This window comes from Patescibacteria group bacterium, from assembly GCA_018897195.1.
In the GTDB taxonomy this organism is placed as follows: domain Bacteria; phylum Patescibacteriota; class Patescibacteriia; order Patescibacteriales; family UBA12075; genus JAHILH01.
In genome coordinates, this window is the sequence record JAHILH010000006.1 from 1 (window position 1) to 14473 (window position 14473).

At 39.7% G+C, this 14473-nt stretch carries 8 protein-coding genes; all 8 read left to right on the forward strand.

Annotated features, from left to right (window positions below; genetic code table 11):
* The coding region (locus KKD45_05310; GenBank protein ID MBU4309903.1) for a VCBS repeat-containing protein at positions 1-3511 on the forward strand (3511 nt) is incomplete at its 5' end.
* A 340-nt stretch (positions 3512-3851) separates the two neighbouring features.
* A complete protein-coding gene (locus KKD45_05315; GenBank protein ID MBU4309904.1) occupies positions 3852-5111 on the forward strand; it encodes a thioredoxin family protein in 1260 nt (419 codons plus the stop codon).
* 92 nt (positions 5112-5203) lie between these two features.
* Positions 5204-6319: a YibE/F family protein gene (locus KKD45_05320; GenBank protein ID MBU4309905.1), complete on the forward strand. Its 1116-nt coding sequence runs from the start codon at positions 5204-5206 to the stop codon at positions 6317-6319.
* Positions 6320-6323: 4 nt separating this feature from the next.
* On the forward strand, positions 6324-8054 hold the full coding sequence (locus tag KKD45_05325; protein ID MBU4309906.1) for an ABC transporter ATP-binding protein/permease: 1731 nt from the start codon (positions 6324-6326) through the stop codon (positions 8052-8054).
* Positions 8055-8058: 4 nt separating this feature from the next.
* Positions 8059-9825, forward strand: coding sequence for an ABC transporter ATP-binding protein/permease (locus KKD45_05330; protein MBU4309907.1), 1767 nt, complete (start codon positions 8059-8061; stop codon positions 9823-9825).
* A gap of 27 nt (positions 9826-9852) precedes the next feature.
* Complete coding sequence (locus tag KKD45_05335; protein MBU4309908.1) at positions 9853-10635, forward strand: RNA methyltransferase; 783 nt, start codon at positions 9853-9855, stop codon at positions 10633-10635.
* Between the two features lie 59 nt (positions 10636-10694).
* A complete protein-coding gene (locus tag KKD45_05340; protein MBU4309909.1) occupies positions 10695-13049 on the forward strand; it encodes a hypothetical protein in 2355 nt (784 codons plus the stop codon).
* Complete coding sequence (locus tag KKD45_05345; GenBank protein ID MBU4309910.1) at positions 13042-14448, forward strand: HAMP domain-containing histidine kinase; 1407 nt, start codon at positions 13042-13044, stop codon at positions 14446-14448. The genes KKD45_05340 and KKD45_05345 overlap by 8 nt, the downstream gene beginning before the upstream one ends.
* Positions 14449-14473: the final 25 nt, after the last annotated feature.

Consider the following 14473-nt stretch of genomic DNA (forward strand, 5'->3'; position numbering starts at 1 on the left):
GGTGGACAACACGACAGGCACTAATCCTTATTCAGTGGCGATTGGCGATTTAAATAACGATGGCTACGCTGACTTGGCGGTGGCAAATTATGGCTCGGCTACTGTCTCAACTTTCTTAAATAATCGCAATAGCACTTTTGCAACCAAAGTTGATCTGGCTGCGGGCACAAATCCAGCCTCAGTTGCCATTGGAGATTTAAATGGTGATGGCTACGCTGACTTGGCAGTGGCAAATTATACCTCTAACACAATTTCTACTTTTCAAAATAAAGGCAATGGTACTTTTGCTGCCAAAAGTGACCAGATAGCTGGCTCAAATCCGCGTTCAGTTGCTATCGGCGACTTGAATAATGATGGTTATGCGGACTTAATCGTTGCGAATAGTGTCGCCAACAACCTTTCAACCTTTGCCAATAACGGTAACGGCACTTTTGCCAGTAGAGTGGACAAAACTGCTGACCAGGGACCAACTTCTGTTGCGGTTGGCGATTTGAATAATGACGGCTATGCTGATTTAGCCGTTGCAAATATGACGACGTCTTTGGTTTCCACTTTTTTAAATAATGGTAACGGCACTTTTGCGGCCAAGGTTGATAAAATTACTGGCACCGGTCCATATTCAGTTGCCATTGGCGACCTGAACAATGACGGCTATGCTGATTTGGCCGTTGCCAATAGTGTTTCTAATACGGTCTCTACGTTTTTGAATAGTTCGACCACACCTGGTATTTTTGCCAATAAGGTTGATAAAACTGCGGGCACAATGCCGACTTCGGTTGCGATTGGCGATTTTAATAATGATGGTTACGCCGACTTGGTAGTTACAAATTATACATCTAACACTGTTTCCACTTTCTTGAATAGTTCGGTTACTCCTGCTATTTTTGCCAACAAAGTTGATAAGGCGGCTGGTATAAATCCTATGATTGTGGCCATGGGAGACTTAAATAATGATGGTTATGTTGATTTGGCGGTGGCTAACCGCGGTTCAGACACGCTTTCAATCTTCTTTAATAATAAGAATAGTACTTTTGCTGATAAGGTTGATAAAACTGCTGGCGTAGGTCCATCTTCGGTGGCCATTGGCGATCTAAACAATGACGGTTATGCAGATTTGGCAGTTGCAAATCGTTACTCCGATTCAGTTTCCACTTTCTTGAATAATGGCAATAGCACTTTTTCTAATAAGGTCGATGTTGTGACGGGCACTAGTCCACGCGCAGTTGCGATTGGTGATTTGAATAATGATGGCTATGCTGACCTTGCGACCGCGAACGCTGACGCGACATCGCTTTCAACTTTAATGAATAATGGCAACGGCACTTTTGCAAACAAGGTGGATAAGACGACCGGTCTGTGGCCCGTGTCTATTGCTATCGGTGATTTTGATAAAGACGGTTATGGTGACTTGGTGACGGCTAATTATGATTCTAATTCTGTTTCTATCTTTAAGAGCGGTAGCTATAAAAATAAGATCCAGGGCGACCTGATGGTGAGCGGTATCACGAGATTACAAGAGAAATTAACAGTTAAAGCAATGGCTACGCCAACCAGTAATGATGCGGTTGTCTTAGTCCAGGGTAATCGTCCCGGTTTAAGCGCTTTTGCTGGTTCAGCTTATGGTACATACTTTGCACTAAACGCTGATGGTAATTTCGCCGGCAATTTAATGGATTTACAGGTGAATGGTGCAAGTAAGTTTGTAATTGACTATACCGGTAAAGTTGGCATTGGTACTTCGACGCCGGCGGCACAATTAAATATTTACACTGCCTTTTCAGCCTCTACCACACCTTCAGTCTTGATTCAAAGCGCGGCTACTGCTAGCACGACCAATGGTTTATTTCAAATCAAAACCAATGTTGGTTCGATTGACAATATTGTCTTTAAGATTCGCGAAGACGGGGAAGCGGTTTCGGATAAATCATTCAACTCGGCTGGCGCTGATTATGCGGAATATTTTCAGACTACGGATACAAATTTACAGGCAGGGGAAACAGTCTGCGTAGATATTGAAAAAAATAATTCAGTTAAGCGCTGTACTAGGGGCGCCGACCCAAATATTATGGGAATAGTTTCAACTAATCCATCAATTATTGGTAATTATCAAGATAACAAAGTTGGCAACAATAACAATATTATCGTTGGAATGCTCGGACAAGTCCCTGCCTTAGTGACTAATGATAATGGAGTAATTCGTCCAGGTGATTCTTTGACTTCCGCTTCATTAACCCCTGGCTTCCTAATGCGGGCTAATCCTGGTGACTCCACTGTCGGTGTCGCCTTGGAAAGTTTTGATGCCAGCGCTGGCAAGATTAACGTTTTGATTTCACGTCGCAATAAAAGTTTAACCGTGGAAACAGTAGAAGCAGAAGTGTCAAAACGGATTGCCGATATGGCGATTGAAGATGATGTACGTGTAATGATTTCTGATTCTTTGAAATCTTTGGATGTAACTGATCAAATTAAGACGATAATTGCCAGTGAATTAAATATTTTTGATAGCCGTTTGACATTGAAGTTTGATGCAATGAGCGGACAACTCACTAGCTTAGAAGATAAATATACCGACCTGGATACGCGACTAGTTCGCTTAGAAAACAATTTCAGTTTAATGAATGATGAGCTCGGTCAAGCGAGCACCACTATGGCACGAATGCAGTCGGCTATAGATTTATTAAATGAAAACACAATCAGCTCTGTGGAAATCTTTGACCCGTTCCTAAATGCGAGCACGACCGTGGCGATTGCGGATATTATTTCTAATCAAAACGTGGAAATTCTAAACTTGAAAAATAGAGTTGCTGAAAATACGGCTGGAATTACTGGATTAGAATCAAAGGTGATGAGCATTGAAGAGCGAATGGCTCTTTTGGAGGATGCAAATAAAACTACGGCAACTAATACAGCTGACGTTTTGTTGGCAGATCTGCCAACCTCTGACTCCATTTTTGATATTGTAATTGCAAAACTAAATCTATTCGGTGTCTTTATCTCTGACAAGATTATCGGTGTCAAGAATCTGATTGCCGATATGATTGATACGCGTGAAATCAAGATTACGCAGACGGAAGTAGCTACTGATAATATTATTGGTGGCGGATTTATTCCGGCCGGAGCAACCAGCACGGTGATTGTAAGTAGCAAGATTGCCACTAGTTCCAAAATATTTGTCACTTTCCGTAGCGATTATGGCTCACGTTGGTGGATTGGTGAGCAGGTGAGTGGCACGTCAACAATTGTAATTGCTGAACCATTAACGACTGATATTTATTTTGATTGGTGGGTGATTGGAGTTAATCCGATTATACCCCCAGTTGCCACAACAACGGAGGCGGTAATTCCCGATGTTAATGTAGATGATGCTATTGAAGCTATTATGGATACGGCAACCGCAACGACAACTGAAGCTACTGCTACCACAGAGATTGCGCCGGTTGATAATATTGCCACGACTACGATAAGTAATTTAGTTGATAATACAGAAACAGTTGCAACGACCACGCCATAGTAAATAACTGTCATTATAAGACGATATTAAAATCATAATATTGTTCTTGTGTGGTATTTATATAAAAAAAATAAAGCTCGCCTTGGCTAGAACTGTGGCGTGGCAAAACAAATCAAAATAAAAAATCAAAAATAAAAAAAAGATAATCTATCTTTATCCCTCCTTCGCAGGATGATGAAGTAGACCCACCTTCGCTAGGCTACGGCGCGGCGATGTAAAACAAAAAAAACTTAATAAAAAAAATACAAAAGCCCCGAAAAGGGGTTTTTGTATTTTTTGACATTTGTCCTAATTTTTATTATAGTATAAAGGTAATTAAGCGCAAATTTATAGTAATTTTATGTTTAAGAAAATAATTCTCACAATTATAGTTTTAGCCGGTTTCTGGGGCGCAAATGCTCAGGCGGTGGAAAACAAAAAAATCGATCTTTACTTCTTTTATGGACAAGGATGCCCCCATTGTGCTAAGGAGGAAATTTTTTTGGCGAAATTGGAAGAGACCAAAAGTAATCTCGTTATTCATCGCTATGAAGTTTGGTATAACAAGGATAATGCGGATTTATTAGCCAAGGTTGCCAAAAGTATTAACTTGAATGTTTCCGGAGTGCCGATTCTCTTCGTGGGGACGGAAAATGTGGTTGGTTATGGCGGTGATGAGTCAACCGGTAAAGATATTTTGAAGACAATTAAATATTACGAAGATTATGGTTGCACGGATATTATTGCGCCGATAATAGGCAATGTTGTTAATGAAAAGACGGATTGTATTCATGATTGTGCCGGCGGACCGGATTGTCCTCATAATTGTGGTTGTAGCGCCAAGACCAATGAAGACACAAGCGCTACCAAGGTGCCAGAAGCCATTAAAGTTCCTTTTATTGGCGAGATAAAGATAGCATCTGTCTCATTGCCGGTTTTAACAATTATGATTGCGGCTGTTGATGGATTTAATCCGTGTGCAATGTGGGTGTTGATATTTTTAATTTCACTTTTACTGAAAATGGAAAATCGCAGACGGATGTGGATTTTGGGTGCTGCTTTTATCGGAGCCAGTGGAGCGGTTTATTTCCTTTTCTTATCGGCTTGGTTGAACTTGTTTATTTTTATTGGATATGTTTTCTGGATTCGATTGTTGATCGCCTTGGTAGCCTTAGGCAGTGGCGGTTACCATTTATATGATTTTTGGAAAAATCGTAATGGCGGCTGCATTGTTGAGGGTGGCGAAAAAAGACGCGCAGTTTTTGAGAGGATTAGGCACATCATTAGCGAACGTCATTTTTATTTAGCTTTGGGCGGAATTATGCTTTTGGCGGTTGCGGTCAATATGGTGGAGCTGGTTTGCAGCATCGGCTTGCCAGCTGTCTATACGCAAGTCTTGGCCTTATCCAATCTACCGAGCTGGCAATATTATTCCTATCTATTCTTGTATATTATAATTTTCATGTTAGATGATATGATAATTTTTGTGCTTGCCATGAAGACTTTAAAAATAAAAGCAATCAGTTCCAAATATAGCCGTTGGTCAGGATTAATCGGGGGAATCGTGATGTTTATTATTGGCGTGTTGTTGATTTTTAAACCAGGATGGCTAATGTTCTAACGAACATAATTACGAATTATTAATTACGAATTACGAATGTTTATATACTCCCTCGCCCCGCGGGAGAGGGCTGGGGTGAGGGGAGAAATGTCATGAATTATATGTTCAGAAAAATCTTATTAATTTCCATATTAATCTTAACACCTTTTTTAGCATCAGCGGAAGGCTTGGAAACGAGCGGGACTACTGATGTCATTTTTAAGGCGCGTGTGACGGAGATTTTACAAGATCAAAATACGACATTGCCAGATGGAATAGTCGTGCGTCAGCAAAACGTAAAGTTAAAAGGCTTGAATGGTGATTTTGTGAATAAGGAAGTTGTTTTTACCGGCATTGGTGATTTTGATGCAGTTAACAAGAATATTTATGAAGTCGGCGACAAGGTTTTAGCAGTGGCAAGTTATGACGCGGAAAATAATGTTAATTATTACATTACTGACTATGTGCGTAATGATGCGCTCAATTGGCTTTTTGGTCTTTTCGTCTTGACGCTACTATTGGTTGGTCGCTGGAAAGGCCTGCGTTCAATAATTTCGCTGGTCTTATCTTTTTTGGTTATAATTAAATATATAATTCCGCAAATTTTAGATGGTGCCGATCCGATTATTGTGACGCTGATTGGCTCCTTGGTAATTTTATTAGCGGTTATATATTTTACCGAGGGTTTTAATAAGGTTTCACACATTGCGACCGTGAGTATGTTGTTGAGTCTCTCGTTCGCGATTTTTTTGTCCTGGTTTTTTGTGGAAGCGGTAAAATTATCCGGTTTTGCGAGTGAGGAAATGTCCTTCTTGGTAACCTTAAGCAGTGGGACAATAAATTTTAAAGGCTTACTTTTGGCCGGAATTATTATCGGTTTTCTGGGCGTGTTGGACGATGTAGTGATTTCGCAAATTGCGACCGTGGAGCAATTACTGGAAACTGATCCAATGCAAAGTCGTAAAGCATTATTTAAAAAAGCTCATAAGGTTGGCATCGCGCATATTAGTTCCATGACTAACACTTTATTTCTAGCTTATGCCGGCGCATCTTTACCTTTATTGGTTTTGTTCTCCTCGGGACAAAGTGCGTTTACATCTTTTGCCGATATTATTAATAATGAATCGATTGCAGAGGAAATCGTGAGAACCTTAACTGGTAGCGTGGGCTTGATTTTGGCTGTGCCGATTTCCACTTGGATTGCGGTGCGCTGGTTGTCGAAACGCTAATATTATGATTGATAAAAAAAATCAAACTTCAAATAAGAAAAAGGCAAATATTTTTGACTTATTAAAGCCGTACACCTGGTCAATCGGTAGCTTGGTGGTTTTGGCGGTAACGAGCAGTGGCCTGGGTTTAGTTTTGCCAAAAATAATCGCGCACTCCATTGACTCTTATATTCACCACATTTTTGTTTTAAAGACATTGATTCTTCAATTTGGTCTGATCTCAATAGCTATTTTTGTAGCGACTTATTTACAGAGCATAGTTCAGACATATGCCTCAGAACGAGTGGCGCTAGATTTACGGCGTCAGCTGACGGACAAGATTTCTCGTCAAAGTCATGCCTTTATTGAGGGGGTGACTCAGGCTAAGCTCTTGACCAATTTAATGACCGATGTCGATGCAATTAAAATGTTTGTCTCAATGGCTATTGTTTCCTTGGTCTCATCGGTGATTATTGTAATCGGAGCTAGTATTTTATTACTGACCATTGATTGGGAGTTGGCCTTGGCAGTTTTGGTAATCATACCTATTATTGCTTTTATGTTCTACTTTATTTTTAGTCGTGTTAAGTTGTTAATGAAACAAAGAAGTGAGGTGATTGACTGGTTGAATAAGGTTATTAATGAAAGTATCTTGGGGGCAACCTTGATTCGTGTTTTAAATTCCCAGCAACCGGAGTATGAAAAGTTTGTTGCCGCTAATGCGCAAGCACAAAGTGTCGGTATTAAAATCTTGAGAATGTTCGCGAGCATGATGCCTGTAATTACCTTTGTTGGTAATATGGCGATGTTGATTATTCTCTCCCTGGGTGGACATTTTGTAATCACGAACGCCATGACACTGGGAGACTTTACCGCCTTTAATAGTTACATTGCTTTGCTAATTTTTCCTGTGTTAATTATTGGGATGATGAGTAATGCTATTGCTCAAGCGACGGCATCATATGAACGTATTGCCGAGGTGTTAGAGTCAGAAGAAGAACCAAGGACTGGAACGCTAACAACGCGCTTGCGTGGCGATGTTGAGGTGAAGGATGTGGTGATTAAGCATGGCGATAAAGCGACTTTAAAAAATGTTTCTTTTTTGGCTCAAGCAGGTAGTCGCACGGCTATTATTGGACCAACGGCTGCGGGTAAGACCTTATTGCTTTATTCCTTGATTGGCCTGGTTAAACCAGATGCCGGCATGATTGAATATGACCAGCGCGTTATCAGTGATTATGACGCGGAGGCCTTGCATCAGCAAATCGGTTTTGTTTTTCAGGACAGTATTATTTTTAATTTAACTTTGCGCGAAAATATCGCGTTTAGCGATACGGTCAAAGATGCTGACTTGCAAAAAGCCTTGGACGCGGCCGAACTTAAGGATTTTGTTGATGCTTTACCGCAAGGCTTAGATACCATGGTGTCCGAGCGTGGCTCCTCTTTGTCTGGCGGTCAGAAGCAACGCATCATGTTGGCGAGGGCTTTGGCGCTCAATCCGCGCGTCTTGCTTTTGGATGATTTTACGGCCCGTGTTGATAATCGCACTGAACAAAAGATTTTGGAAAATATTATTCATAATTATCCCGACTTAACCTTAATTTCGGTGACGCAAAAAATTAGTTCGATTGAAAAATACGACCAAATAATTTTATTAATGGAGGGGGAGGTGATTGCAGCCGGACTGCACGATGATTTATTGAAAAATTGTCCGGAATACGTGCAGATTTATAATTCACAACAGAGCACCGAATAGGATTATGAACAATTATGCCTTAAACAAACCGGATAGCCGGAAAAAGAAAGTTAATATTTGGCGCTCCTTGCAAAGGTTCACGCCTTTTCTGGTTGGTGAAAAAAAGAGATTACTGCTAGCGATGTTAGCGGTGTTTATTAACGCCGGTCTGAATTTACTAGCGCCGGTTTTGATTGGTCACACTGTCGATGCTTATATTTTAACTAAGCAATATTCCGGCGTCTTAACGTTCTCAATTATTTTACTGACGATGTATGTTGTGGCCCTGATTGCCAATTATTTTCAAACAATGTTTATGGGCACAGTGGGCCAGCATCTTTTGTTTAATTTGCGTAATGCTATTTTTAGCAAGATTCAATCTTTGCCGGTCGCCTTTTTTAATCAGAATAAGGCGGGTGATTTAATTTCGCGTATCAATAATGATACAGATAAGTTGAATCAATTTTTTTCCCAAAGTATTCATCAATTCATTGCCAACGTCATCACCATCATCGGGGCCGGTATTTTTATTGTCACGATTAATTGGCGTCTTGGTTTGGCGACACTGGCCCCAGCCTTATTGTTATTAATTTTTACCAGGATAATTTCGCCGTGGATTAAGCGTACGAACGCTGCTAATCTGAAAACTATTGGCGGCTTGAGCGCAGAAATTTCTGAGAGCCTGGACAATTTCAAAGTTATTGTCGCTTTTAATCGTCGCGATTATTTCCGTCGCAAATTTCACATCGCCAACGAGACTAATTACCACAGTGCGATTAGCGTGGGCATTGCCAATAACACACTAACGCCAGCCTACGGCTTGGCTTCTAATTTGGCGCAAATCATTGTGATTGGTTATGGCTTATATTTGATTTCGATTGGTAGTTTTACTTTGGGAATTTTAATTAGTTTTTTGACCTATGTTAGTCGCTTCTATGATCCACTTAAGCAAATGGCAACGATTTGGTCTAATTTTCAGACTGCCTTGGCGGGTTGGGATCGCATCAATGATATTTTATCTTTGCGTTCTGATTTGTCAGTTACACCAGTAATAGAGAGAGGGTTGCAGTCAGATGCCTTGCTGGAATTTCGTAACGTCAGTTTCCGATATGCGCCCGACAAAGAAGTTTTGCGCCAGATTAACTTCAGGCTCGAGCCAGGTAAGACTTACGCCTTAGTTGGTCCGACTGGCGGTGGTAAAACAACAACGGCCTCCTTGATTGCCCGTCTTTATGATCCGAGCGAGGGCACGATTTTCTTGCACGGCCAAGATCTGCATTCCTATGAGACGCGAGACCGAGTTCAGCGGATTGGCTTTATTCTGCAAGAACCGTTCTTGTTTACTGGCACGATTCGTGATAATATTTTATATGGCAATGATAAGTATAAAAATTATAACAATGAGCAATTGGCAACTATTATTAAAGAGGCTGGTTTGGAAACTTTGTTAATTCGCTTTGATGAAGGCTTGGAAACAAAAATTGCGACCAATGGTGGCACCTTGAGTCTGGGCCAAAAACAGCTAGTCGCTTTTATTCGCGCCGTTCTGCGCAATCCCGACATCTTGATTCTTGACGAAGCGACTGCTAATATAGATACAGTCACTGAGCAATTACTTGAAGAGATTCTGGACAAATTGCCAGCTAAAACTACCAAAGTTATTATCGCGCACCGTCTCAATACAATTGCCAACGCTGATGAGATATTTTTTGTAAATGGCGGTGATGTTATTTGCGCCGGCTCCATGGCCAATGCCCTGGATATGCTTTTGCATGAGAAGCGAGCAAGCTAAGTTTTTTTATTTGTAATTAAAATATTTATGTTAACCAGTAAAGACAATCAAAAAATAAAAGATATTATTAAGTTGAGAAAATCAGCTAAACGAAAAAAAGACGACTTGATTATCGTCGAAGGTCGCAAGGAGATTGGCTTGGCCTTGAAATCTGGCTTGAAACCAGAGCAATTATTTTATTCCTTAGAATTTGAAAAAGAAGCGCGCTTTCCTGATTGGAATGTGGCAAGCTTCACTGAGGTAATTGAAGTTTCTCAAGATATTTTTGCTAAAATTGCTTTTCGGGAGACGCCTGATGGTTATCTGGCGACCTTTAAGCCTCTTAGACTGGGTTTGAGTGAGGTGAAGTTGTCAGTAAGCCCCTTTGTGGTTATTTTGGAGTCGATTGAGAAGCCAGGCAATTTGGGGGCTATTTTGCGTACCTGTGATGCCGCTGGTGTAGATGCTGTTATTGTAGCGGATCAACGCACGGATATATATAATCCCAATGTAATTCGATCAAGCTTGGGTACGGTATTTACGGAACAAATCGTTTCAGACACTTTTGAAAATATTATCGAATGGCTAGAGTTGCACAAAATAAAAACCTTTGCAGCAACGCCAGACACCAAGTTGTTGTTCACTGAGGCTGATTATAATGAACCGACCGCCATCCTAATCGGTACCGAGCATGAAGGCTTGTCTGCTAAGTGGCTAGAAATGGCTAATTATAAAATAAAAATTCCCATGAAAGGGAAAATGGACTCACTTAATGCCAGCGTTTCAGCTGGAGTAGTAATTTACGAAGTTGTGCGTCAGCGTGGGTTGTAAAAATTTTGGCTTAAAACTATATTTGTGGTATAATAAGGTTATTAAATATAGTTTTCCCCATGCTAAATTTCAATAAGTTTAAATTAAAAACAAGCATAAAAATTGTGGCCGCTTTTTTGGTTATTTTACAGGCGGTTTTTTTGTTGCAAAAAGTATTTGCTGGCTCACCTAGTACTTTGGTGGTAAAACCGCTTACGAGCACGATGGGATTTAATTTAACTTGGAGTTTTAATGATAGTGATCCTGATGCAACTTATTTTTTATTAAAGTCATCATCTGTCACATCTTTAAGTTGTCCGCTTGTTCCGGTTTCTACAATGTTTAACAAGCTATATTCTGGAAAAAACACAACGATCTACAATATGAATGTTGGTGATATTGTGCCTGGCATAAAATATTCTTTTAAAGCCTGTCTTTATGGTAGTAATAATTTTATTAGTGGAATTATTAATACGCCAAACTTATTAGAGGAGACAAATACGGCTAGTGCAATTTTTACTACCATAATCGCTTCGCCGACAAATGAAACTGTGGCAACGACAAGTCTAGTTGATCCTATTGATTTAAATACAGTTCCGGTGACCGCTGATGATACTGTTGCTACCACTACGGTTATTGCCGACAATCCTGTTTTAAGCACAGACCCAATATTGAACGCCGATATCAAAAAAATTAACCTATCAAGTGTTGGTAAAGATTTATATTGGCAAACGAGTAGCTACTTTGCTTCTGGCTTTTATGTTCTTTGGTCTAAAACGGAAAGTCCGGTTTATCACTCCGGGGCTGTGGGTATGACTTATTTCATGGATCCGTTGGCTAAATTTTATACCATAAATTCTTATGACGGCGCCGGTGTTTATTATGTTCGAGTTTGTGAAGCTTTGCCTGCAGGCGATTGCGGGCTTTATAGCAATGAATTGACTCTTAATTTGTTGGCCGATGTTGTGGTCTTAGAAAAGACGGTTGCTAGTACGACAACAGCGACAACCTCAATAATTATCAAAGAACCAGTCAATGAGCCTTTAATTGGTAATACTGCCACTAATACTTTTGAGACGGTGGAGCCAATAGTGACTGACAAAAAAATTATGTCAGAACCGATTAAGACTACCGTTGATTTATCAAAACAAATAACTCCTATTATTACTGAAACAAAGGCGGCTTTGAGGGTAAAAACTACCTTGCCTGTAAAAAAGCTAAATAAAATTTCTGAAAAAACTACTACTGCTTTAGAGAAAAAGGCAGCCGAGAAAGGTATTCCAGTTATTAAGATTAATAGTCCGGAGACAATGGCCGGCGTGTTAAAAGAGGAAGCGACTAGTAGTCAGTTGATTCCATCTAATATAGGCGCCAACCTTAATAATCTGCCCAAGATTTGTGTTGCTAATAATATTTTGAATGAAAATGGCTGTAATCATTATTTTTTCAGTGAAGCAACTAGAGAGGTAAAATGTCCCGATGGTGGTGATAGCTGCTTGATTGAAGCGCGGGAGAAATACTTGAATGGTATTACTAATACACAACTTAAATTGGAGGCGGTTGATAAAGTTGCTGCTGAAAATACAAGTGGAGTGATGAGTGTTGGATTTTTAAAAGAAGCTTTGACTACTTTTTCCGACGTGGTTTCTTTGCTTGATAATGCGACAGGTGTAAAAATATTAAAATCTGAAGGTGGCGTCAGCTACCAGGACGATAAAATTATTCAAACCGGTTCTTCAATTTTGGTAATTGACAGCGATAATGATGGCTTGCCAGATGATATTGAGAAGAAGATTGGCACTGATCCAAACAACAAAGATACGGATATTGATGGTTATGGTGATTACGAAGAATATACTAATGGTTATAATCCATTAGGTAGTGGCAAGCTAACAGCCGGAAATGAATTGGCGCCTGTAGAAATGGCAATTGTTAATAATGAAATTTTTGAACAGCCAAAAAATAATGGTGTTCTTCACGAAGATTTTTTGACTGAATCAATTACGAATCTTGGAACAGCGACTAGTAGTGAGGCGGTCGGTTATTTATTACAAGGCAAAGCAACGCCTAATACGGTAATTGCTTTGTATATCTATTCTGATTTGCCACTAATGATTACTGTCAAAACTGATGATTATGGTAATTGGAGATATGAATTAAAGCAATCTTTATCCGACGGTAATCACGAGGTGTATGTAGCCTTGAATGATGCTACTGGCAGGGTGGTTGCCAAGAGCAGTCCCTTGAGTTTTCTTGTGAAGGAGGCACAGGCGGCGAGTCTAGCTGACGTAGTTCTGGATAATACCGCGCCTACAATTGAAAGCGAGAATAATAATATTTTTGTTTATTATTTATTAATCTTCGGAGTTTCAGTTTTGGCTGGTGTAATTATATTTATCAACCTGGTTAAGAGAAGAAGAAATTCAGATGTTTAATTTAAAAGAATTTTTTGTAAAAAATAAGGAAGTTTCTCAATTGGTTTATGGTATTTTATTGATTATTTTGGTTATCTTTTTTATTTCGTTTAATTCCTTTAGTATTATAAAAAAATATAAAACTGGTTTAAACGAATCTTTAAATCATCAGGCTTATTTCTATGCGAAGTCGATTTATACCCTAATGAAACCAAATTTGGATGACACGGCGACCTTGCAAAAACAAATTGATTCTTTGTTGGATAAAAATTCAGAGGTAGTTAATTTTTCGATTTTAAAAGAAGATGCTGGCGGCTTTGAGACGGTTGCTTCAACTGATAAAGACTTAATTGGAAAGAAAAATTCTTTTTATCTTTATAAGTTCGCCTGGCAACAACCCGACTATCAAGGCGTAGCTACTGATTCTTTCTCGGCTAGCCTGGCGAATAATAATGAAGACCGAAATTTTATTGAAAATATAAAAACCGATGGCACGAACTGGTTTGTGGCCTTGCCGATGTATGATGAGGCGGGAGTGAAAAAGGCGATTTTGTCAGTAGTTATTTCTTCGCGTTTTGAGGATGGTATTACTAGTAAGAATAAAATAAACTCCCTGGTTGTAACCTTGATTAGTATTGTGGTGGTGATTATGTTTTTATCTCTCGTGCTCAGAATCTGGGATTACGCCTTTTTATATAAAAAGGTAAAAGAAGTGGATGAGATGAAAGATGAGTTTATTTCAATGGCATCGCATGAGTTGCGTACGCCGGTAACTGGCATCAAGGGTTATTCATCGATGATAATGGATGGTAGTCTAGGGGTTGTAAATAAACAGATTAAAGATGGGGCGACGATTATAAACGCAGCTGCGAATCGTTTGTCGGTTTTAGTTGATGATCTTTTGAACGTTAGTCGTATCGAACAGGGGCGCATGCAAATTGCGCTCAAGCCCATGAATATTTACCAAACTATTAACGAAGTGGTACAGGAATTGAAAGTGCAAGCTGATCAAAAAAAACTGGAGTTGATTTATGCACCGACGCCAATTGATCTGCCATTGGTGGCTGTCGACGGCGATCACTTAAAGCAAGTGCTAATTAATTTAATTGGTAATTCGATTAAATATACAGAAACTGGCAAGGTGGAAGTGCTTATTGAAACAGTAGATAAAAAATTAGCTATTAAAATAAAAGACACCGGACTAGGCATGTCCTCGGAAGCGCGCGCAAAACTATTTCAAAAATTTTACCGCGTCCAAACAGCTAAAACCAAAAATATCACTGGTACCGGTCTCGGTCTTTGGATCACTAAACAGATTGTTGAATTAATGAATGGCAGTATTGAGGTCGAGTCAATTGAAGGTACTGGCTCACAGTTTACGGTTAAGTTTCCCATTTTAGGCTTAGGTCAAGGAAGATGAATTCCTGGTCATGTAAAAAGTCTTT

Coding starts and splice junctions, on each gene's coding strand:
- KKD45_05315 (MBU4309904.1), top strand. CDS start 3,852: ATGTTTAAGAAAATAATTCTCACAATTATAGTTTTAGCCGGTTTCTGG.
- KKD45_05320 (MBU4309905.1), top strand. CDS start 5,204: ATGAATTATATGTTCAGAAAAATCTTATTAATTTCCATATTAATCTTA.
- KKD45_05325 (MBU4309906.1), top strand. CDS start 6,324: ATGATTGATAAAAAAAATCAAACTTCAAATAAGAAAAAGGCAAATATT.
- KKD45_05330 (MBU4309907.1), top strand. CDS start 8,059: ATGAACAATTATGCCTTAAACAAACCGGATAGCCGGAAAAAGAAAGTT.
- KKD45_05335 (MBU4309908.1), top strand. CDS start 9,853: ATGTTAACCAGTAAAGACAATCAAAAAATAAAAGATATTATTAAGTTG.
- KKD45_05340 (MBU4309909.1), top strand. CDS start 10,695: ATGCTAAATTTCAATAAGTTTAAATTAAAAACAAGCATAAAAATTGTG.
- KKD45_05345 (MBU4309910.1), top strand. CDS start 13,042: ATGTTTAATTTAAAAGAATTTTTTGTAAAAAATAAGGAAGTTTCTCAA.